General features: G+C 36.6%; 22 protein-coding genes and 1 pseudogene. 16 read left to right on the forward strand and 7 right to left on the reverse strand.

The features are described from left to right. The first annotated feature begins 450 nt into the window (after positions 1–450). Positions 451–843, forward strand: a complete 393-nt coding sequence (locus BOQ62_RS21350; RefSeq protein ID WP_317127409.1) for a TetR/AcrR family transcriptional regulator — start codon at positions 451–453, stop codon at positions 841–843. A 137-nt stretch (positions 844–980) separates the two neighbouring features. Further along, positions 981–1394, forward strand: coding sequence for a nuclear transport factor 2 family protein (locus BOQ62_RS21355; RefSeq protein WP_129042354.1), 414 nt, complete (start codon positions 981–983; stop codon positions 1392–1394). A 92-nt stretch (positions 1395–1486) separates the two neighbouring features. Here the strand turns inward: BOQ62_RS21355 and BOQ62_RS21360 are convergent, their stop codons facing one another. Next, the gene (locus tag BOQ62_RS21360) at positions 1487–2494 is read right to left on the reverse strand and encodes a catalase (RefSeq protein ID WP_129042355.1); all 1008 of its coding nucleotides are present in this window, start codon (positions 2492–2494) and stop codon (positions 1487–1489) included. Positions 2495–2705: 211 nt separating this feature from the next. Here BOQ62_RS21360 and BOQ62_RS21365 point away from each other — a divergent pair, with 211 nt between their 5' ends. From BOQ62_RS21365 to BOQ62_RS21390, 6 genes and pseudogenes are all read left to right on the forward strand, one after another. Further along, the gene (locus BOQ62_RS21365; protein ID WP_228414451.1) at positions 2706–3227 is read left to right on the forward strand and encodes an FKBP-type peptidyl-prolyl cis-trans isomerase; all 522 of its coding nucleotides are present in this window, start codon (positions 2706–2708) and stop codon (positions 3225–3227) included. Between the two features lie 143 nt (positions 3228–3370). Further along, positions 3371–4324, forward strand: a complete 954-nt coding sequence (locus tag BOQ62_RS21370) for a hypothetical protein (RefSeq protein WP_129042356.1) — start codon at positions 3371–3373, stop codon at positions 4322–4324. Positions 4325–4389: 65 nt separating this feature from the next. Beyond that, the gene (locus BOQ62_RS21375) at positions 4390–4800 is read left to right on the forward strand and encodes an Rrf2 family transcriptional regulator (protein ID WP_129042357.1); all 411 of its coding nucleotides are present in this window, start codon (positions 4390–4392) and stop codon (positions 4798–4800) included. 58 nt (positions 4801–4858) lie between these two features. Beyond that, positions 4859–5512: an NAD(P)-dependent oxidoreductase gene (locus BOQ62_RS21380; protein WP_129042358.1), complete on the forward strand. Its 654-nt coding sequence runs from the start codon at positions 4859–4861 to the stop codon at positions 5510–5512. A 17-nt stretch (positions 5513–5529) separates the two neighbouring features. Then, the gene (locus tag BOQ62_RS21385) at positions 5530–6702 is read left to right on the forward strand and encodes an MBL fold metallo-hydrolase (protein WP_129042359.1); all 1173 of its coding nucleotides are present in this window, start codon (positions 5530–5532) and stop codon (positions 6700–6702) included. 219 nt (positions 6703–6921) lie between these two features. Further along, positions 6922–7958 (forward strand): annotated as a pseudogene (locus tag BOQ62_RS21390) (alkene reductase). 33 nt (positions 7959–7991) lie between these two features. Here BOQ62_RS21390 and BOQ62_RS21395 read toward each other — a convergent pair. Beyond that, entirely contained in the window at positions 7992–9020 is a 1029-nt protein-coding gene (locus BOQ62_RS21395; RefSeq protein ID WP_129042360.1) for a M23 family metallopeptidase, read from the reverse strand. 224 nt (positions 9021–9244) lie between these two features. Between BOQ62_RS21395 and BOQ62_RS21400 the strand changes: the two genes are divergently transcribed. Next, positions 9245–10285, forward strand: coding sequence for an NAD(P)H-dependent glycerol-3-phosphate dehydrogenase (locus BOQ62_RS21400; RefSeq protein WP_129042399.1), 1041 nt, complete (start codon positions 9245–9247; stop codon positions 10283–10285). 79 nt (positions 10286–10364) lie between these two features. On the opposite strand, the gene BOQ62_RS21405 is transcribed toward BOQ62_RS21400, so the two are convergent. From BOQ62_RS21405 to BOQ62_RS21420, 4 genes are all read right to left on the reverse strand, one after another. Then, positions 10365–11135 carry a hypothetical protein gene (locus BOQ62_RS21405; protein ID WP_129042361.1) on the reverse strand — a complete coding sequence of 257 codons (771 nt, stop codon included), beginning with the start codon at positions 11133–11135 and terminating at the stop codon, positions 10365–10367. A gap of 10 nt (positions 11136–11145) precedes the next feature. After that, positions 11146–11967 (reverse strand): hypothetical protein, encoded by an 822-nt coding sequence (locus BOQ62_RS21410; RefSeq protein ID WP_129042362.1) that lies wholly within the window; start codon positions 11965–11967, stop codon positions 11146–11148. A gap of 11 nt (positions 11968–11978) precedes the next feature. After that, a complete protein-coding gene (locus tag BOQ62_RS21415; RefSeq protein WP_129042363.1) occupies positions 11979–12704 on the reverse strand; it encodes a hypothetical protein in 726 nt (241 codons plus the stop codon). A gap of 194 nt (positions 12705–12898) precedes the next feature. Further along, positions 12899–13081: a hypothetical protein gene (locus BOQ62_RS21420; protein WP_129042364.1), complete on the reverse strand. Its 183-nt coding sequence runs from the start codon at positions 13079–13081 to the stop codon at positions 12899–12901. A 512-nt stretch (positions 13082–13593) separates the two neighbouring features. On the opposite strand from BOQ62_RS21420, the gene mqo reads away from it, so the two are divergent. From mqo to BOQ62_RS21435, 3 genes are all read left to right on the forward strand, one after another. Next, entirely contained in the window at positions 13594–15099 is a 1506-nt protein-coding gene (gene mqo, locus BOQ62_RS21425) for a malate dehydrogenase (quinone) (protein WP_129042365.1), read from the forward strand. A gap of 67 nt (positions 15100–15166) precedes the next feature. Beyond that, positions 15167–15568, forward strand: coding sequence for a hypothetical protein (locus tag BOQ62_RS21430; RefSeq protein WP_129042366.1), 402 nt, complete (start codon positions 15167–15169; stop codon positions 15566–15568). Positions 15569–15574: 6 nt separating this feature from the next. After that, a complete protein-coding gene (locus BOQ62_RS21435; RefSeq protein WP_129042367.1) occupies positions 15575–16441 on the forward strand; it encodes an AadS family aminoglycoside 6-adenylyltransferase in 867 nt (288 codons plus the stop codon). Between the two features lie 2 nt (positions 16442–16443). On the opposite strand, the gene BOQ62_RS21440 is transcribed toward BOQ62_RS21435, so the two are convergent. Next, a complete protein-coding gene (locus BOQ62_RS21440; RefSeq protein WP_129042368.1) occupies positions 16444–18024 on the reverse strand; it encodes a GMC family oxidoreductase N-terminal domain-containing protein in 1581 nt (526 codons plus the stop codon). Positions 18025–18154: 130 nt separating this feature from the next. Between BOQ62_RS21440 and BOQ62_RS21445 the strand changes: the two genes are divergently transcribed. The 4 genes from BOQ62_RS21445 to BOQ62_RS21460 all read left to right on the forward strand — a co-directional run bounded on the left by BOQ62_RS21445 (position 18155) and on the right by BOQ62_RS21460 (position 22907). Then, positions 18155–18772 carry a DUF1684 domain-containing protein gene (locus BOQ62_RS21445; protein WP_129042369.1) on the forward strand — a complete coding sequence of 206 codons (618 nt, stop codon included), beginning with the start codon at positions 18155–18157 and terminating at the stop codon, positions 18770–18772. 4 nt (positions 18773–18776) lie between these two features. After that, positions 18777–19250 (forward strand): GNAT family N-acetyltransferase, encoded by a 474-nt coding sequence (locus tag BOQ62_RS21450; protein ID WP_228414453.1) that lies wholly within the window; start codon positions 18777–18779, stop codon positions 19248–19250. A gap of 73 nt (positions 19251–19323) precedes the next feature. Beyond that, positions 19324–20133, forward strand: a complete 810-nt coding sequence (locus BOQ62_RS21455; RefSeq protein ID WP_129042371.1) for a glucose 1-dehydrogenase — start codon at positions 19324–19326, stop codon at positions 20131–20133. Between the two features lie 104 nt (positions 20134–20237). After that, on the forward strand, positions 20238–22907 hold the full coding sequence (locus tag BOQ62_RS21460) for an MGH1-like glycoside hydrolase domain-containing protein (protein WP_129042372.1): 2670 nt from the start codon (positions 20238–20240) through the stop codon (positions 22905–22907). The last annotated feature ends 13 nt before the right edge of the window (positions 22908–22920 follow it).

Consider the following 22920-nt stretch of genomic DNA (forward strand, 5'->3'; position numbering starts at 1 on the left):
ACCTTTGGCGCTTAATGATTCACCCTGTTTCTTGTGGATTAATTAATACTATAAAGTTAATTTACGTAATTCAAAAAACTTTATAATACAAACTAAAGGGCGCTAAAGATTAATATTGTTTTTAAGGCGCAAGAAAATCAAAGATTTTCAGCAACGTTGAATTTTTAAAATGTAAAGCTTATAGGTTTCAAAAACCTATAAGGTTTGAGGCGATGGGAATCAAAACCTATAAGTTTTTCAGTAAGAATACTTATTAATTATTTAAGATCATATCATTAGTAATATTAAATTTTATCGGAGATAAAATCCTTGCGCCCTTACTATGCTTTATCAATAAAAATTTTGTGTCTTTGCGTTTTCCAAAACTCAAAAAATATTTTCAAAATAAAACAGACAGATCGGTCTGTTCATTATTTTTTTTCATACATTTGTTCCATAAAATAATGCACTATGAAATCTCCAAGAGAAAGAATAATAGAAATCACTTTTCAATTGTTTGCCAGACAAGGCTATAATTCTACCGGAATCAATCAGATTATTTCCGAAGCAGAAGTAGCCAGAGCAAGCTTTTACCAGTATTTCAAATCCAAAGAAGATCTGTGTGTAGAATTTCTGAAGGTGAGACACGAATATTGGTTTGGTGAGCTCAATACCTTTTTAACAAAAGAAAAAGATTCAACATCTAAAATCATCAAAGCTTTCGATTTTCTGATCTATATGAATGAGAAGGAAAACTTCAGGGGATGCAGTTTTCTGAACATTTTATCAGAAATACCAATGGATAATACCAAAATCCTGAAGGTCATTCAATCTCATAAAGCAGATCTCAGAAATTTTTTTTAGAATTAGTGAATGATGATACTCTTTCCGATCATATCTACATGCTTTTTGAAAGTAGTATTATAGAAAGTCAGCTTTTTAAATCTAATGAATTAATTGAAATATCAAAGAAAATAGCCACCAATCTAATACAATAAATTATGGAACAAAAACATCCGCTTCCGCCTTTCACTCTTGAAACGGCATTGGAAAAAATTCAACTGGCAGAAGATGCCTGGAACAGTCAGGATCCTGAAAAGGTTTCCAAAGCATATACCATCGATAGCGAATGGAGAAACAGAGATATCTTCGTGAGTGGCAGAGAGGAGATTGTCGTATTTCTTCAAAAGAAATGGGAGAGAGAACTCAATTATAAGCTTAAAAAAGAGTATTGGGCACACACAGATAATCGTATTGCCGTTCGCTTTGAATATGAATATCAAACCAAAGATGGAAACTGGTTCAGAGCCTATGGAAATGAAAACTGGGAGTTTGATGAAAACGGATTGATGGCGAAAAGATTTGCAAGCATCAATGACTTGGCTATCAGAGAAGAATATAGGAAGTTTAGATAAAATGTAAAGACTGTTGTTAGAACAGTCTTTTATTTTTTAGTTGGATAAAACTTTATCACACTACGTTCAAAAATTCATCACTCATCATTATTTTAACTGTTTTTCCCATGCAGAAGCTTATTAATCTTCCTCCTTGTCTGTACAGAAACTTTATACGCTTCATCGCGTAACTTTTGTATTTTTCCTACAGGCTGAAAAAAGATTTTGCTCTCAAAAGGATTGAATGAAAGAAGTTCAGTAGCACAATGATGTGAATCCAGCAATGAATTTTTATTGATTCTGACCTCACCAATTTTAATAAAGGGGGAGTTTTTCCATTCAACATTCAATCTGTTGATGGGTTGGTCTTTCAGATCATAGCATATCTGTATCAAAACATCTGCAGTAAAATCATAAGTAAGCAGATAACTTTTCAAAGACTCCTTAATCTTTTGTTTTCTCCCTGTATTTTTGTCCACATATTGCGGACATAGCTTTATTTTGATAACCTGATCTCCCAGACGGTAAGCTCCTACAGAATAATAATCAAACGACAGAATAAAATCATTTCTCTTCCCTATAAGCTTTAGCATATTGCGGAACATATCACTTGTTAATAAAGAAGGAATCATTTTGAGCACTTGAATAAACATGGGAAATAAATTTCGCCATTGCTTCATATAAATCCGGTTAATTGCTGTAAATAATTTCAAAAATGTAGAAACAGATTGAATAGGGAACAAAGGAAAATTCACTAAAGCATAATTGGCAAGTAACACTCCGTTTTCGTCCTTGATCTGTACCGCAAAACCATAAGCCGGAATATCTTTTTTAGCATTCTTAATCTTCAGCTGGGCATTGGAAAAACGTATAGTAAGATCAAATTTTTCCTTATCAAAATAGGGCTGCAGCGATTCCGGGATATCAGGCTCTATCCAGAATGTTCCCTTTGCTACGGCATAAGTCTTCGCATGCGCATTCCGGGTGGCATAATTGACATCACTGATGGAGGAGGACTGCTCAACAAAATCAGCTATTGTTTTTTTAGTGATTTCCAGAAGTTTCTTTTCCTCTTCATTCAGCTCATCAAACTTCTTATTATATTTTAATGGATCTGGCATTTAGTTTTTAAAATTCAATTATAACGCCAAGTTTTGAAATCTGTGTTAAGCAAGTATTACAATTGTTTGAATTTTGTGGAAAACAGTATGGAAAATAAGAAAACGTAAGTCAATATGGTTGCCGAATTTTAATTAATAATGTGTTTAAATGGTTGATTATTAAGTTTTAATGGTTGTTGAATAAGAATAAATTGAAAGATTATTGTTTGATATGAAAGAGCTTCTATTTTTAAGCTTTCATCCTAATGCTTCCATCTTCCGAACTCAAAAAAGCCTTATCTTTGTAAAAAATTATAATATGGGAGTAGCAGATTTGTTATTTAAACGTAAAAAAGAATTGGCAGAAAAGAACCTGAAAGATGGTAAAGAATATATGGAAGAGTATGGTAAAAGAGAAAGCGTAGTGCAGTTACCAAGCGGCTTACAATATGAAATCATTACAGAAGGAGACGGGGCAAAACCAGGTCCTAAATCTACTGTAAAGTGCCACTACCACGGAACGACTATTTCCGGTAAAGTATTCGACAGCTCTGTAAAAAGAGGTACACCTGCATCTTTCCCTTTAAACAGAGTGATTTCAGGTTGGACAGAAGCACTTCAGTTGATGCCGGTTGGAAGTAAATGGAGACTGATCATTCCACCGCATTTAGCATATGGAGATCAGGAGATCAGCAAAGAAATCGGGCCAAACAGTACCCTGGTTTTCGAAGTTGAATTGCTGGATATTAAATAATCCTTACTTAAAAATACATTAAAAATTTACCTGATTTCAGGTAAATTTTTTTATTTATACTATATTCGTATGGGTGAATTGTAAAATGAAGAAGAAAGAAGAGAAGAATTTACATTACGCTGGGCAACACAAAATATAACTGTATGAAAAGACTTTTTTACCTTTTTTTTGCTATTGCTGGCTTACTGGTATCCTGTGTTTCCAAAAAGAATCAGGCTATTCAGCAGAATATTCTTACCCTGAAAGACAGCTATTGTAAGGCACCATTCAAGTACAATTATAATAATAAACTTCCGTCTTATAATTCAGATTCTATATTGACAGCCAATAAAGATCTGAAGGAAACCTTTACGGATCAGAGTATTTTGATCTTAAATGCTTTGAATAATCTGGATGATGTTCACAAAATTATTCAGCTTAAAAAAGATTCTTCACTCACTTCACAAGTCAAAATATTACAGCTTAAAACCAAAATTAACAGCAGAATTACTATTGCTTTAACAGAACTGGATGCAGTTGCTGCTGAATTTGATTGTGAAGGAGAAAGAGTAGCACAGATCGGAAACTATGTAGACAATCTGAATTCTTCCAGAAATAATAAATTGATTTTATATTCTATCATTGCCGGTGCAGCTTCTTCCATAGCGGGAGGTATAGTGAAAAGTGATGGCTGGGACAATGCAATAGGTATCGGAGGAGGTATTTTAGGAGCAGGTTTTGGTCTGGCAACCCTTAATCCCAAAGGAAAGAAAGTAGAATTTATCCATCAAAGAAATCTTTTGAGGGATATTTGGAGAGAAAAACTTGAATCTCCCAATTTTCCACCTTTTATCTGGTATATGTATACGGAGAAGAAATTTTCTAACAAAGAAGAACACTCCATTATCGGAAATATGAAACAAAGATGGCTTCATTATCAGTTTGACGATGTAAAAGAAGCTGCAGATAAGTCTGTTATTTTTAGTGATGGAGGATTCTACAGAGCAGACGATCTTCATAACCGGGCAGCCATGCTCAATCAGATGCAATCGGCAACACGTACCATTAACCAGAATATCAATTATTTACTCCTTGATCTGGATAAATTAATCCTTTAAGAAAAATTTAACTGTAATAAATTTTGTTACATTTAAAAAATGTGTATCTTTGCAAAGTAATTACAATGAACAATACAAGATTTGCTACGGCAGTACATATTATGACCTTATTAGCGAAATGTCCTCAGGAGTGGCTTACTTCTGACTGGATGGCCGGTAGTATCAATGTGAATCCGGTGATTGTCCGAAAGGAGATCAGTGTGTTGAAAGAAGCAGGTCTGATTATCAGCAGACAAGGAAAAGAAGGAGGGAGTCAGCTTGCAAAAAATGCTGAAATGATCACTATTTCTGAGATCTATAAAGCAGTAAAAAATACTGAAGTATTAGGCAAAAAAAATCAAAATCCCAATCCGGCCTGCAGTGTTGGAAAGGAGATCAACAATCATTTAAATATATTATTTGAAGAAACAGATCAATTGGTTGTAAACTTTTTAGGAGATAAGTCATTACAGGAATTCACTGACCAGTTTGAATAAAAATTTTTTAACCTTAAATGTAACAAAATTTATTACAATTAAATTAAAATAAAATAGTATGAAAAAAGTAGCAGTAATCGGTGCAACAGGATTTGTAGGAGCACACGTAGTAACAGAATTAGCAGAGAGAGGATATGCAGTAGAAGCATTGGTAAGAGATGCATCCAAAGTAAAAACACAGGAAAATGTAACCGCGAAAAGTGTTGATGTAAACAATGTAAATGAATTGACCGAAGCATTGAAAGGAAGCGATGCCGTAATCAGTACATTCAATGCAGGATGGACCAATCCTAATCTTTACAATGATTTCTTAAATGGTTCTGAAAATATTCAGAAAGCAGTTGAACAGTCAGGTGTAAAAAGACTCATCGTAGTAGGTGGAGCAGGAAGCCTTTACACTCCGGATAATGTACAGATCGTAGATACCCCGGATTTCCCTGAAGCATACAAGCCAGGGGCAACAGCAGCGAGAGACTATTTAAACAAAATCAAAGAAAATAATACTTTGGATTGGACATTCTTCAGCCCTGCTATTGAAATGAATCAGGCCAATGTAGGAGAAAGAACAGGAAAATACAGAACTTCATTAGAAACTCCGGTATTTGATGAAAACGGAAGAAGCCGACTGTCTGTAGAAGATGTAGCTGTAGTTTTAGTAGATGAATTGGAACAAAACAACCACATTCGTGAACGTTTTACAGCAGCTTATTAATCTATAAAAAAACAAAAATGATACAAAAGAAATTATGGTCGTTATTAGCATTGTTGGGATTCATCAGCATATTTGCAGGGAATCTCAAAGTGAAAGTTTATAATCCCGGAACCAAAGCTATTTTTCCCATTACGTCTACCATTATTTATGGTGATAAAGATGCCATATTGGTAGATGCTCAGTTCCAGAAACAATATGCAGAACAGCTGGTAAAAGAAATAAAAGCAACAGGAAAGAACCTGAAAACTGTTTTTATTTCTCACAGTGATCCTGATTTTTATTTTGGACTGGATGTGATTAAAAAAGCTTTTCCCAATGCTAAAATTATCTCAACAGCACAAACCGCTTACCTTATATCGGCTTCAAAAGATGATAAAATGGGAGTATGGAAACCACAGTTGAAAGCAGATGCTCCAACAGAAATTATAGTTCCTGAAGCAGTTACTTCAATTCCTGATCTTGAAGGAAACAAAATTGAAATCAGACAAAATCAGGAAGATCCTGCACATAGCTTTCTTTGGATTCCTTCCATCAAAACCATTGCAGGCGGGATTTCTGTGTCTGTAGGCTCACATCTTTGGATGGCAGATACTCAGAACGTAAAAGCAATTGATCAGTGGATAGAACAAATAGATGTTATGAAAGCATTGAATCCGGAAAAAGTAATTCCTTCCCATTTTGCAGAACTATCCACATCACCACAGTCTCTTGATTTTGTGAAAAACTATCTGGAAAACTATAAAAAAGCAATTACTGAAAACAAAACTTCATCTTCTATTGTAGATTTTATGGTTAAAAAATACCCAAATCTGCCAGGAAATGATGAACTAGGAATGGGAGTGAAGGTTTTCCTTAAAGAAATGGACTGGGATTTGAAATCTCCATATCCGGCAATTGGCCACAAAGTGGAAGTAGATTTTGGAACTGTAAAATTCCTTCTTGATTTTAAAGATAATAAAACCATGACATTTACAGGAACAGCCGGAAGCTCAAAAAACAGTACAGATACTGTAGAATATACTGCTGTGGAAGTAGCAAAGAATGTTTTTATGGTGTACTGGAATGAGCCTCATCTTGGCTTCAATGTAACCCATATTCAGGATTATAATAAAAATATCATCTATTCAAATATTGTAGATCCCGATGGTACGTTTACCCATCTGAAAGGAACACTTAAAATCTTGAAATAGTGAAACAAAAACTGTTGTCGTAAGGCAGCAGTTTTTTAATAGCAGGAACTCTTATTAGGAATAATGTATTATTACTATTTTAGAATGTATTTTTACAAGTGAAAGGATATGTCATTGCTCTATTTTTGTAAATAAAATTACAAGAAAATAAAAAAGCTTATGAAAAAATTATTTCAATCCTATCATCTTAATGGTGTTCAGTTAAATAACAGATTTGTAATGGCTCCAATGACCCGAAGCCGTTCTTCAGAAGGTTCCGTACCCAATGACCTTATGGCAGAATATTATGCTCAGAGGGCTACGGCAGGTCTTATTATTTCTGAAGCAACTCAGATCTCCCTTCAGGGAATGGGATATGCTAAAACTCCGGGTATTTATAATCGGGAGCAAATTGAAGGCTGGAAAAAAGTAACAGAAAAGGTACATAAAAAGGAGGACATCTGTTTTTGCAGCTTTGGCATGTAGGACGTGTCTCTTCTTCAAAAATCAACGGATTACAGCCTTTGGCACCATCAGCTATTCCTGCTGCCAATACTAATGTGTATATTTTTGACGGTGCACCCAATAATGATGCTACATTTGTACCCGTAGAGGATCCTAGAGAAATGACAAAAGAAGATATTCAACAAACCGTGGATGACTTTGTAACAGGAGCAAAAAATGCGATAGAAGCAGGTTTTGACGGTGTAGAAATACATGGGGCAAACGGTTATCTTATTGATCAGTTTCTGCGTAGTAATTCTAATATAAGAACAGATGAATACGGGGGAAGTGCAGAAAACAGAATTCGCTTTCTGATGGAGGTGACCGAAGCAGTAGCCAAAGCGGTAGGTAAAGAAAAAACGGGCGTAAGGCTTTCTCCATTTATAAAATTTAAAGATATGGATGATCCTGAAATACTTGAAACAATTATGCTGGCTGCGGAAAAACTTAATGAATTGGGAATTGCTTATATTCATTTATGTGAAGCAGATTGGGATGATGCTCCGGGAATTCCGTACCCATTTAGAAAAGAACTTAGGGATAAATTCAAAAATACAATTATTGCTACCGGAAATAAGACTCCTTCCGAAGGAGAAGACTTATTGGAGCAGAACCTTGTGGATCTTATTGGTTTTGGGAGGAAATTTTTAGCTAATCCTGATTATCCGGAAAGAGTAAAACAGAATGCATCACTGAATGAAATTACAGATCCTCATACTTTATTCGGAGGAGGAGATGCCAGAGGATATACAGATTATACATTTTTGTCTTAACAAACAAGGGCTGTCGATTGACAGCCCTTATCTTTATAGATTCATAAACAATTTCGGATTAACCGGAGTATTGTTTTTGTGTACTTCATAGTGAAGATGAGGTCCTGTAGAACGTCCGGAATTTCCGGATTTAGCAATTAACTGACCTACTTTTACTTTTTCATTTACTTTAGCAACAAGCTGAGATAAGTGTCCGTATAGTGTAGCCAGCCCGTTTCCGTGAGAAACAATTACACAGTTTCCATAGCCGCCTTTCTGCCCGGAGAAAATAATAGTTCCCGCAGCAGCAGCTCTTACATCAGAGCCATAAGCAACAGCAATGTCTAACCCCTTATGAAACTGCATCTGATCAGCTTCAGCAGGGGGATTGTTTTTTTCAGCAACAGCGGTTTTGGTTACAGTAGTTCCTACAACGGTTTTTGTAGCAGCAGGAGCTGTCGCAGCAGCCACAGGAGCTGCTTTTGGAGTAACCATTACTTTTACTTCTCTTTTATTTCCATAGCTGTCGGTAAGTTCTATGATTTTTTCTACAGGTTCCGCTTTCACTTCAGGTTTTGCAGCGACAGCAACAGCTGGTTTGGATTCTGCAGCAGCACTTGTTTTTACCGAAGCATAAACGGTTTTGAAAGGGATTGGATTTTTTCTTATTCCGAAATTAGAGGAAATATATCCGTCAGTAGGCATTCCTAATGGAACTTGCATCAGTTTTTTCTGAAGATCCATAAGATATTGGCTGTATCGGTTAGCCTGCTTGGAAAGATAAATAGAATTTGAAATACTGTCCTGATCCAGCATCATTAGTTTTTCATTAGAAATGTCCTTAGACTTCAGGAAGGAGTTGAGTTGGCCAACGGTCTGATCTACAAGAGTAAGATCAGTTTTCATTTTTAAATAATCTACACTGTCTTTTTCAGTGTTTATTTTTACAAGGTTTACTTCGTAGGTTTTGTCATCTCTTTCGGAAAAGAGCTTGGCTATAAATACACCTTGTGCAAAAACTACTAGTAAAAGTCCTCCCAGAAGGATATTTACGTTCTTCTTGCTGTTTAGAAATTTTTTCATATTTCTTCTCTTAGTAAGTTAAAACGGTTTTGAAGATGCAAATTTAATTAAAAATAAGTTTTGAGAGTTATTTTTAACTAAAATTCAGTTTTTTCTGTATTTAACGGTTAATTAGCTATTTAATTGTGTTGGAATGTTAATTTTTTCAGAAAATGGCTTTTATCATAGTTTCAAAGCCTGCGTTACGTCTTTGTTTTAATATCTTTGCAGTTCACATTCCAATTATGGCTAAAAAGAAAATTATTTCAGAATCTTCGAATCCAAAAAAGAATAAAAAGGATATTTCTGTAGGAGTTGTAGGAAGCGGAAGTTTTGCAACCGCGATCGTAAAAATGCTTGTTGAAAACTGCAAAGTAGTACACTGGTGTGTAAGAAGTGAATTTGTAAAAGGAGCCATTGAGCTGCGTGGGCATAACCCCACTTATCTTACAGCCGCTCACTTTAATCTGAAAAGCTTAAAACTGACAACAGATATCAATGAATTGGTCTCTGCCTGTGATGTTGTTGTACTGGCAACTCCGTCCATCTACCTTTCTGATACATTAGACAAGATGACCTGTGACTATTCAGATAAGATCTTTATTTCTGCGATTAAAGGGATTATTCCTAAAGTAAATGATGTGGTAGCCCATTATCTGCGTGATGAATTTAAAATCGGTTTTAGAAATCAGGCTGTTATTGCAGGACCTTGCCATGCAGAAGAAGTAGCGATGGAAAGACTTTCTTACCTTACCATTGCTACTGTAGAAGATGAAACCGCTGAAAAACTTGAAGGTATTTTCAGTTCAGATTTTATCAAAGTACAAACAAGTAAAGATATTTTAGGAAATGAATACAGTGCAATCCTTAAAAATATTTTTGCCATCGGAGCAGGAATCGCAAGCGGATTAGGGTATGGAGATAACTTTACAGCCGTCTTTGTATCTAATGCGATCCGTGAAATGGAAACTTTCCTGGAAGCCATCTATGAAGCCCCAAGAGATGTGAATGAAAGTGCTTACCTGGGAGATCTTTTGGTAACAGCATATTCACTTTTCTCAAGAAACAGAAACCTTGGAAATCTTATCGGAAAAGGATATACAGTGAAATCTGCAATCCAGTCTATGAATATGGTGGCTGAAGGATATTATGCAGCAGATTCTATTTATAAAACAGCAAAGCAGAAAAATCTTAAACTGCCGATTATTGATACCGTATATACCATTCTTTATGAAGGTAAAAATGCTGAAAAACAGTTTAAAAAACTGACTGCAAAATTGAACTAAAAAAAACAGAACCTTAAAATTAAGGCTCTGTTTTAAATATAAATAATGAAGCTTAAGCATTACAAATGCTTAAGCTTTTTTATTGACCCATCTTAGTAATAACAAGTGATAACGATGATCTGACATTAAGTGTACTGGCTGTAAAACCGTTTCCTGTATCAAATTCAAACTTCTGGCGAATAGTGGTAGGAGAAGCTAGTGTTAAAAAATAACTTCCCTGGTAAAATGTAAAAGAACTGGATAGTTCACACATTCTGTTAACCTCCGTAATAGTTGCACTCGTAGAAGCATTAATCAGATAAGATCTTGTGCAGGTGAAATTCTGGCCAAGATACTGTGTATTGGCTGTACCGTTATTGTTATTGGCGTTACTTGCATCCACCCCATAACGAATAATATATGTTCCGGCAGGTAGTGTAATGGTTGAATTATCTGCACCCAATGATGCTCCAGTAATTTTATTGGATGTTACTGTAAAAGTATTCAGGGTATTATTGGTACTTCCGGTTGGAATTAAGGTTCCTGAACCTATAAGCAGAGACATGATCTGAGGTTCACTTCCGGAAATAAGAGTACGCTGCCACTGATTTCTTACCCAGACATAATATCCTTTCGGGAAAGTAGAAGCCCCTCCGCTATTGTAGATAATGAGTCCATCTGCAGGGTTGGAAATAGGAGTTGAAGTGCTGTTAAGCACAACAAGATCATATTGTGGAAAAAGAACCCCTTTGTTTGACGAATTGATGTCCAGGACACTGCTTGCATTAGGAGTGTTCGTATTGATACCGACTTGTGCTTTTATGTAAGCGCTGAAAAGTACCATACAGACAATATAAATATATGTTTTCATTGTGTTTTAATTATTGGTTAAGGGCTGATCTTTGAATATCAACTTTCGCATTGGTAATGATGATCTCTCCATTATTAGGAGCAGTTCCTCCAGCTCCGTTCTGATAAGTTCCTCCTGTATCATGAGCAATTGCAGGTAATAAAAGAATAGGAGAAGCTGAAGTAGTCACAAACGAGAAACTCATATTCAACGTGTGGGTTTTGTTGCTGGTAATAGATTGAGCATTGATACTGATGGTCTTACCATACTGAGTTCCGCTCACAGGATCTATCAGCTTTACAAGATACTGATGAAGATGAACCTGAGTTCCCCCTATTCCGGCTGTAGCACTTTCAAGCGCTGTTCTGATATTCAGACATACGTTGATCAGATAACCGCTGTTTCCGGGAAGAGTAATTACACCATTAGAAGTATTGTATAAAGCTCCAATATCATTTGATAACACAGTAAAAGCAGCATCGTTGAAATTTTTATAAGTACCGTTTGCCAAACCACCTAATACTGTATAATCAGTTGTACGCTGCAGCATCATGTAACTTACCAGGTTATAGGTATCAGACAGCAGGTTCCACATATTGTTTTTCCACATGTAAATACCAGGACTTATAGAATTTCCTTTGTTGTATACAATAAGCCCTTCTACCGGACTGTTTATCGGTGATGTATTGCTCAGTACGTCTACAATATCTACTCTTGGAAGAAGAACTCCCTTATTGGTTGTAGAGGCCACATCCAAAACAGCAGAACTGTTAACAGTGGATTTCCCAATCGCAACCTGTGCATATATGGCCTGTGCTATGATCAATAATAGCAGGATATAACTTTTTTTCATATTTATTGTTTTTAAAGCTGAGATATTTTAATATAAGATCCATTGGCAATTACATTCACAAGATCGTAGAATGTACTGTTTTGCATTCTTCCCAGGCTCATTCTTAGACCCCCGATAATATTGGCATTGGCATTAGCCGGTACATTATAATAGAAAGACCAGGTAGCCAGGTGGTTAGTGTTTACTTTTGAAACAATTGGTTCTTCTTTTCTGGAAACGGATACTGCTGTAAAAGTATTGGTGGTATTATTATAGGTATCTGGGAAGAAATCTATAAAATACCCCATTAGATAATAAGTGCTTCCGGAAAGTGGAGCAGTACCGTTTACTCCGGCTGGGCTTTCCTGAGGGGAGTTTAAATTCAGATTCACTTCCACCAGATAGTTTCCCTGTGGAAGAATGAGTGAATATCCTGAAGAAGTGTTCGGGAGAACCTTAAATCCACTGATATTTGATACTCCGGATATAGCCGGATTATTTACTAAAAGTGGGGCACTGTCACCCGCTACAGCATTATCCAGCCCAGAGTATGATCCCGTGAAATCAAGGTATGCTACTTTTGGCGTATTTTGAGCATCAATGGTACTCTGCCATGAATTGGTTGTACTGTTGAAAACATGCAGGGCTTTATTATTGCTGTTTGTCCCTCCGTTAAATCCGATCAGTCCATTGGCAGGGGATGCTACCGGGGTAGTAGTGCTGCTCAGATTAGCAAGATTCAGGTTGGGGAATAACATTCCTTTATTACCCCCTGAAATGGTTACCGTAGGAGCTGTTGTATAACCGCTTCCTCCGTTGTTGATCGTAATACCTGTAACTACTCCTCCGGAAATAGTTGCTGTAGCACGGGCTTTTGAACCTCCGTTTACAACTGACCCTCCTCCATAAAAATTAACAGTAGGTGCTGTTGTATAGCCGCTGCCTCCGTTACTTATGGAGATACCTGTAACTGCCCCCCTGAAATGGTAGCTGTAGCTATGGCAGGAGTTCCTTTGAAATTCTCAATGTGCAGAATAGCACTGGGATCTGGTGTGGACGTGTTGATCCCAACACTTCCACTTTGGGCAAATGCTGCTGTCGCAAACATTGTACCCAAAAAGGTAATAATTTTCATCTTTAGTATGTTTATGAAATAATTTTAATTAAAAATTTGATATAATATCCATTAATTCAATTCAAAGGTACGTAAAAAAAACCATTGTTTTATGGTTTTCATATCGATTTATTTCTATTGTATTGGTTATTTTTCAATAAAAAGTGATATTATTTGTGTGTTTTGTAATTATTTGTCACTTGTGCTTGATAAAAAATAATTACGTAAAGGTTTATGATTGCGATGTTTGGAGCAGTGAACTTAAATAAACTTAATTTTTTACAGCATTTTAGTGGAAAAAGGTAGCTGTATTATTTACTCAATGGTGAATTAAAAAAAATGAAAATTTAATTTAATTTTAATGTAAATTGTGATATTATCAATCATTTTAATGATTTTTTATTGAAATTTTCCATGGCTTTTTGTTGTGTACTCAAGAAGTATTTTTGAAACAAAAAATAACATGTTAAAATCGTTAAACGCACTCCGGTTTTTAAAACTTTTCCCGAAATTTGAAGTAAAATTTTAAAATTATGTCACAATCGCTTACAAGCAGAACACCGAAACCTAAATACGACGTTGTACTGATAGGGGGCGGAATCATGAGCGCCACTTTAGCAACGCTGCTTCATGAATTTGATCCAAATCTTGAAATCGCTATCTTCGAAAGACTCGGAAGGTTTGCCAAAGAAAGTACAGCAGCATGGAACAACGCCGGAACAGGGCATTCCGCTTTTTGTGAGCTAAATTATACCCCGGAAAAACCAGACGGATCTATTGATATTACTAAGGCAGAAAGTATTGCAGAACAGTTTGAAATTTCAAAACAATTCTGGTCTTATCTGATTACCAAAGGATATATTCATGAACCCAAAGAATTTATCAATGCCTGTGCACATATGAGCCTGGTATTCGGAGAAAAAGATGCTGAATATCTTAGGAAACGTCATGATAAAATGGCAGAATCTGTTCTTTTTTCAGGAATGGAATTTTCTACAGACCACGAAAAACTGAAAGAATGGATTCCGTTGGTGATGAGCAAAAGAAATCAATCCGAAGTAATGGCAGCCACAAAGATGGATATGGGAACGGATGTGAATTTCGGAACACTGACAAGAAAAATGGGAAGACATCTTCTGGAAGATTCCAATGTTGAGGTTTTCTTATACCATGAAGTGAAAGATATCAGCCCGAGAGAAAGTGGAAAATGGGAAATGAAGGTAAAAGACCGAATTCACAGCCACAAACAGGAAGTAGTAGCTGACTTCGTATTCATCGGTGCCGGAGGATATGCGCTTCCGTTACTGGACAGTTCAGATATTAAAGAGAGTGAAGGATATGGAGGTTTTCCGGTTTCAGGACAGTGGCTGGTAAGCCATAATCAGGAACTGGTGGAAAAACACCATGCTAAAGTTTATACTCAAGCTACAGTAGACGCTCCGCCAATGTCTGTTCCGCACCTTGACCTTAGAATCATTGATGGGAAAAAAGCACTTCTTTTCGGACCTTTTGCAGGATTCTCTACCAAATTTCTGAGGGAAGGAAGCTATCTTGATCTTCCGGAAAGTGTAAACACGAAAAACCTAAAATCACTCTTCGGAGCATGGTGGCATAATATCCCATTGACGAAGTATCTGATTCAGCAGGTTGCCATGACAAAATCTCAAAGAATGCAGCATTTGAGAGAATTTATCAAAGATGCAAAAGAAGAAGACTGGGAATTGAAAGTAGCCGGACAGAGAGTTCAGATCATCAAAAAAGATGAAAAAGAAGGAGGTAAACTGGAATTCGGGACCGAAGTGGTGGTGAACAAGACAGGAACAATTGCCTCTCTGTTAGGAGCTTCACCAGGTGCTTCTACAGCAGTATATGCCATGTTGAATGTGTTGGAAAAATGCTTCCCTGAAAAACTGCATGGAGAATGGAAAGGAAAACTGCTTGAAATGGTTCCTTCCTATGGTCAAAAATTGGCTGAAAATCCGGAATTGACCCATCAGGTAAGGAATTACACAAAAGAGAAATTAGAATTAGAATATTAACATTAATAATGAGCAATGAGTGATAGTAACTATTACTCATTGCTCATTACTTATTACTCATAAAAAGGTGGAAGAAGTAATTGTAAAACCAGTTATTGCAAAAGAAATCCTGGAATCTCTTCAGGCCAAAACAGAAGAAGAGAAACAGGTTATTGTACACTGTTGTTTTCCGGCATCACCGTTTTTAGGAAACCTGATCAGGATCTGGCATTCGACTTATCTTTTTGACAACCAGTCAGAACATAGAAGCAAAATGATTCATGTGGAAAATATTTCAATTTCTCCATATTGGACACCGGTTCCCTTTATGAAAGACTTTTGGTTTACCCTGATATTTTCCGGTCTTCCGAAAGATTGTAAAAGTTTTGATCTGAAGGAAGTTATTCCCGAAGAAGGCGGTTTTTTTGTAGAATCAATCAAGAGAAATTCCTCTGATGTGTATCGTGTGAAAATATCAGAATCCTATTAATGTAATATGAAAGTAAGGGAAGAAAAATTAGAACAGATTATTCATTGGGCTGAAAACAACCCAGATATTCGTGCGATTCTCCTGACCAGTTCACTGGTAAACCCTTACGCTCCTGTAGATGATTTCAGTGACCTAGATGTAGAACTTGTCTTTGAAAACAGAGCATCTTATGAATCCGGAAATGAATGGATCAGGCTTTTTGGCGATCCCATTTCTATGATTGAAGAAGATGATCGTGTTTTTGAAGGAAGGCATGCCATGAAAATGGTGCTGTATAAAGATCATGTAAAAGTTGACTTTAAGCTTTATCAGGTATCAGAATTTATTGAAGAAATCAAAGAAGAAAACCTTTCCGAAGATTGGGATGTAGGATATAAAGTTTTAATAGATAAAGATAAGCTGACTGAAAATCTGAAGCCATCAACATATCAGTCCATTATGATTCAGAAGCCATCTGAAAAAGAGTTTCAACAGCTGATGAATGACTTCTGGTGGGATACAACCTATGTTGCAAAGTGCCTGAAGCGCGGAGATATTTTTTATGCTAAATTCATGTCTGAAAATATACTGCGAACAGATTATCTTGTCCCTTTGATTGAATGGTATATTGCCGGAAATCATGACTGGAATAATCTCACAACTAATAAACACGGAAGACTTTTCAAGAAATATTTATCCCAGGATCTATGGAATAAAGTGGAAGCTACTTTTTCAGGAAGTGATATTGCAGAAAACTGGAATGCATTGTTTGCCTATGCAGATCTAGTACATGAGTTGGGAATTTCTCTGGCAGAAAAGCTTCATTTTACCTATCCGGCAAAGCTGGAGGATGATATCAGAAACTATCTTAAGGAGGTACAGACAATGCCTTAATTTCAGGCAAATTCATTCTGTTTGATCAGATTTTCAATACAGTATTCTGCAATGGCTGTAATGGTTACAAACGGATTTACCCCAATGGTTCCAGGAATTAACGATCCATCCAGGACATACAGATTTTCATGATCTTTTAGCTTTCCATATTCGTTGGTAGCTTCTCCTAAAACGCATCCACCAAGTGGATGATAACAAATATCTGCCCCAAAACCATTATCGAAAAGAAGATGACTTCTGGTACCACCATTAGCTTTATTCATTTTCCGGATAAAATATTGGGCATTTTCTTTCATTTTCATAGTATTGCTTTCGTCCCAATTCAGCATCAGAGATTGGCTGGTTTTATTGTAAGTAACTTCTCCTTTTTTATCAACTCTATTGATTAGTAAATACAAAGCGGTAGCGACATCCATACCCATAGGTAGTGGTGCAATTTCTGTGAAAAATGGATGTTCCGGATCATCCCAGTTATCAATTCCTCCCACAGGAATCGTAGATTGCTTAGCTCCTGTACCACCAGACAAAGGCTTAACCCAGTTTCTTCCGGTCATGAAATTACCATTGTTCCCCCAATTTTTTCCGATATTTTCATGTATAGGGAAATTATTCTGAGCATTAGATTGCAGCAGAAGCTGTAAAGTGCCCATTGTTCCTGCAGAAAGAATCAGTTTTTTACAGGTGAAAACTTTGTCGGCAACCAAAATTCCGGAAGTATCAATCTGCTGAACATTTAAAGTATAGCTTTTATCATCATTCAGCTGAATGGACTGGACACAATGAAGGTCAAGGATTTCTAAATTTCCGGTTTCCATTGCTTTTTTGAGATATGTTTTATCCAAACTATTTTTCCCGTGATTATTTCCATAGATCACTTCTGTATTAAGGGCAGAGCGTGGAACTTCATTGCGGAATTCTTTTTCCATGTATTTAAAATCATACACATTCGGAACTCTCATCGTTTTAAAACCAGCTTTGTGAGCTTCTTCTTCACCTACCCGTGTGAACTTATAATAAGGACAGTCTTTCAGAAACTGTTCATCAATAACATTTACTTTAAGCTCTTCCCGAACCAGAGGAAAGTAATGACTGTAAAACTTTTCTGCATCAAGATTGGGGAAAACTTCTTTAAAATAGCTTTCCTTTGGAGTAACGGCCATCCCGCCATTTACCAGAGAACCTCCGCCAACCCCTCTTCCTACCCAGATATTGATATGCTCAAACTTCAGACGGTCCAATATTCCGGTAAAAGGAGTCAGAGAAAAAATATTCATAAAAGGAGCAATGCTTTTCTTTTTCAGCCAAGCAGAACTTTTCCCGGGTTTCAACAGATTGGAATAGGGAATTCCTGACTTTTCCCAGTTAAGACCCATCTCAAGTAATAGCACTTTTTTTCCGGCTTCACAAAGACGCAGGGCAGATACAGCGCCACCGTATCCGCTGCCAATAATGATAATCGGGACATTAAAGTTTTCTTTTACATTGCTGTTTTTTCTTTCTGCAGCATGGAACAATCCGGATTGAAGAAAATAGAAACCGGATATTGCCAATGCACTGGTTTTAATGAAATTTTTTCTGTCCATGACCTTTGATTTTCAAAAAGTATGCTAAATCTATGGGTGTTTATTTTATTTATTACAGATTATATTTTTTATTACAATTTTAACTTTTGTTGTTTCTAAAATTCATAGTTTTACTTATAATTTTAAACTCATGAAAAAATATATATTCCTCTTTTTACTCTTACCACTATGGTTTTTTTCACAAAAAAAGATGTCAAAGGAAGAAAAAGAGGTACAGAAATTTCAGAAAGAACTGAATGCTGAATATCTCAATCCAAAGGAAACTCCATTAAGAGGAGATAATTTTAAAAACTTTAAACAACATCCTTTCTTTCCTTTTGATGCTAAATATAGAGTAACCGCAAAGTTTGTTAAATCAAAAGACACCCAGCCTTTTGAACTTCCTACCTCTTCAGGGAAGACAAAAACTTATCAGGAATATGGAAAAGCAACCTTCACACTGGACGGAAAACCTTATACCGTTACTTTATACCAGAGTCTGGATTTGATCAAGCAGGAAAAATACAAAGACTATCTGTTCCTTCCATTCCGTGATGCTACCAATGAAAAGGAAACGTATGGAGGAGGAAAGTACATGGATCTTAAAATTCCGAAAGGAAATACCATTGTGCTTGATTTTAATCAATCCTATCATCCTTTCTGTGCTTATAATGCTTATGATTACAATTGCCCTGTTGTTCCTGAAGAAAATAAGCTTCCAGTGGAAATCCGTGCTGGGGTAATGTATGAAGATATTTACCATCACTAATACTATGATCCATTTAGAATTCTTTAAACAGGAGCATCTTTCCGGGGTAAGTTATGCTTTGGATGAACATCAGATGAGATTTACTGCAACGGCCCAACAGGCTTTGCAGAGTATCAGCGAACGGGATGATGATGACGCATTTCCGGTGACCATATTTGAAAATGGTACACCAGTTGGTTTTTTTGTGCTTGATTTTGGAAAAGATAAATTAGAGCTTACAGATAATGAGAATTCAGTTTTAGTACGTTCTCTATCTGTGAACCCTCAGATGCAGGGTAAAGGAATTGGAAAAGCGGCTATGCTGAGAGTTGGTGATTTTGTCAAAGATCAATTTAGAACCTGCAATGAAATTGTCCTTGCAGTCAACCAGAAAAATGATTCTGCATATCATATTTATCTTCAGGCAGGATATATTTACGATGGCAAAACCAGAATCGGAAGAAGCGGACCTCAATATCTGATGTACAAAAAACTTTAATAAACTTTAAGAGTTATAATTTTTTATCTGCTGATATCTTTCCATAAATTTGAGTAACAACAAATTACAAAAGATGGAAATATCACTTCAAAATCAGGTAGCCGTAGTCACAGGAGCTTCCAGCGGAATCGGCTCCGGAATTGCAAAATCATTAGCATCAGCGGGAGCAACAGTCATTGTTAATCATTCTTCCGAAAGATCTGCAGAAGAAGCTAAAGCTGTTTTGAAAGAAATTATGGATGCCGGAGGAAAAGGAATGACTTATCAGTGTGATGTCTCCAAAGAGGATCAGGTAGTCAAAATGTTTCAGGATGTAGTGGCTGAATATCAAACCATAGATATCCTGATTAATAATGCAGGGATTCAAAAAGATGCAAAGTTTACCGAAATGACTATGGATCAGTGGAACGCTGTTATAGGTGTGAATCTTACCGGGCAGTTTCTATGTGCCAGAGAAGCCATTAAAGAATTTTTGCGGCGAGGGATAGATCCCTCACGTTCCGTTGCCTGTGGGAAAATCATTCATATCAGTTCAGTACACGAAATTATTCCATGGGCGGGACATGCTAATTACGCTTCTAGTAAAGGCGCAATAAGAATGTTGATGCAAACCTTGGCCCAGGAATATGGTGCCGCTAAAATCCGTGTGAATTCAATTTGTCCGGGAGCCATCCAGACTCCTATTAATCAGAATGCTTGGAGTACTCCGGAAGCGCTCAATTCTCTTCTTACCCTTATTCCTTATAACAGAATCGGACAGCCGAAGGATATCGGAAATTTAGCCGCTTTCCTTGCCAGTGACCTTGCAGATTATATCACGGGAACCAGTATTTTCGTTGATGGCGGAATGACTACATTTGAGAGCTTTTCTACAGGAGGATAATGTAGTTCAAGGTTTAAAGTTTAAAGTTTTAGATTTTCTTCATCACTTTAAACAGCATCAAATATTACTTATTGCTCATTATTCATTACTCATAATTATCGCTTATGTCAGAAAAACAGAGAATTTCGGATGTTTCATGGAAAAAATGGGGTCCTTATGTAAGTAATCGTGAATGGGGACTTGTCCGGGAAGACTACAGTGGAAACGGAGACGCCTGGAATTATACCAATCATGATACAGCAGAAGCCAAAACATACCGTTGGGGCGAAGAAGGAATATGCGGAATCTGCGATGATCTTCAGAAGCTTATATTCTCGGTAGGATTTTGGAATAAAAAAGATAAAATGGTGAAAGAGCGGTTCTTTGGATTGACCAATGGGCAGGGAAATCATGGGGAAGATGTAAAGGAGTATTTCTATTATCTGGATTCTACCCCTACGCACTCCTATATGAAAATGCTGTATAAGTATCCTCAAAATGCTTTCCCCTACGAAGATCTTATCAAAACAAATGCTGCAAGGAGTAAAGAAGAAACCGAATATGAGCTGATTGATACTGGAATTTTCGATCACAATGAATATTTTGACATCTTTATCGAATATGCAAAAGAAAGCCAGAATGATATTCTTGTGAGATTAACGATTGTGAATAAATCTGAAAAAGAAGCTCCTCTTTTACTATTGCCCACGGTGTGGTTCAGGAATACCTGGAACTGGGGATATGATGACTATAAGCCACAATTACATGCTGAAGATGCCGATCATATTCATGTGAATCATCAGGATGTTGAGATTAAAAATGTATATGCAAAACAATCTTTAAAGACGCTGTTTTGTAACAATGAAACCAATAATGAAAGGCTCTACCAGTCTTCCAATGAATCAAAATACTGTAAAGACGGAATCAATAATTTTGTGATGACAGGAAATTCCCAATCTGTCAATCCACAGAATATCGGAACCAAAGCTTCTTTCTTCATTGATGAAGATTTTAAGCCTGGCGAATCCAAAACATTTGAATTCAGACTTTCAGATAAAGATGTAAGAGAACCATTTAAAGACTTTGAGATTCTTTTTGAACAAAGACAGAAAGAAGCAGATGAGTTTTATGCCGAGATCCAGAAAGGAATTTCTTCGGAAGATGAAAAGCTGGTTCAGAGGCAGGCTTTTGCCGGAATGTTGTGGAATAAAATGTTTTACCATTATAATGTAGAAAAATGGCTGAAAGGAGATCCTTCTGAGATGCCTCCGCCAAAGTCCCGGGAAACAATCAGAAACTACGAATGGAAGCATCTTAATAACGAACATATTATTTCCATGCCGGATAAATGGGAATACCCCTGGTATGCAACATGGGATCTGGCATTTCATACCATAAGCTTCTCATTGATAGATTCTGATTTTGCAAAACATCAGTTAAAACTCTTTTTGTTCGAATGGTACATGCATCCCAACGGACAGCTTCCCGCATACGAATGGAACTTGAGTGATGTAAATCCTCCTGTACATGCATGGGCTGTTTTCAGGGTGTTTAAAATTGATGAATATTTAAAAGACAAACCCGACATTGAGTTTTTGGAAAGTGCTTTCCAGAAGCTATTGATGAATTTTACATGGTGGGTTAATAAAAAAGACCATAATGGGAATAATATCTTTGAAGGTGGTTTTTTAGGGCTTGATAATATTGGTGTTTTTGACCGGAATTCTGTTTTACCGAACGGAGAACAGCTGGAACAGTCAGATGGAACAAGCTGGATGGCCATGTTTGCTCTGAATATGATGAGAATTGCTCTGGAGCTGGCTCTTTACAATAAAGTGTATGAAGAAATGGCTATGAAGTTTTTTGAACATTTTCTGTCGATTGCCCATTCACTGGATAATATGGGGGATGAAAATTTCAGTCTTTGGGATGAACAGGATGAGTTTTTCTATGATGCAATAGCTTCCAGTGACGGAAGTCATATGTATTTGAAGTTAAGAACCATTGTAGGACTGATTCCGATGTTTGCCGTTGAGGTTATTGATGATGAAATGATTGAAAATCTTCCTAATTTTAAGAAAAGAATGAAATGGGTGCTGGATAATAAACCGGAGCTCGCTTCTCTGGTTTCAAGATGGGAAGTGAAAGGTCAGGACTCCAAACACCTTTTGTCTTTGCTTCGGGGACATCGCCTGAAAAGACTGCTAAACCGAATGCTGAACCCAGATGAATTTCTAAGTGATTACGGAGTAAGAGCTTTATCCAAAGAATATGAAAATAATCCCTACACGTTAACGTTGAATGATACGAATTACAGCGTTAAATATACACCTGCGGAAAGTGACAGCGGACTTTTCGGTGGAAATAGCAATTGGCGCGGTCCTATATGGTTTCCGATTAATTTCCTGATCATTGATAGTCTGCAGCGATTTTTCTTCTATTACAGCCCTGATTTTTTAGTAGAATATCCTACGGGGAGCGGTAATTATTCGAACCTGGATCAGATTGCAGATGCTTTAAACAAAAGACTTGCAAAAATATTTTTAAAGGATGAAAATGGTAAACGCCCGGTTCATGGGCAGTATGAAAGATTTCAGACCGATCCGGATTTTAAAGATCATATCCTTTTCTATGAATATTTTCATGGAGATAATGGTCGTGGAGTAGGAGCATCCCACCAGACAGGATGGACGGGGCTTATTGCCAAGATCCTCCAGCCACGGTTCTCCAAAAAAGAAATTGCAGAGTCAGAAACTGAAATGCCGGATAATGTTGAAAAAACAAAAGAGAAGTAAAAAACAAATTTAT

Origin of the sequence: Chryseobacterium sp. CH21 (assembly GCF_004119445.1) — a bacterium.
Taxonomy (GTDB): Bacteria; Bacteroidota; Bacteroidia; order Flavobacteriales; family Weeksellaceae; genus Chryseobacterium.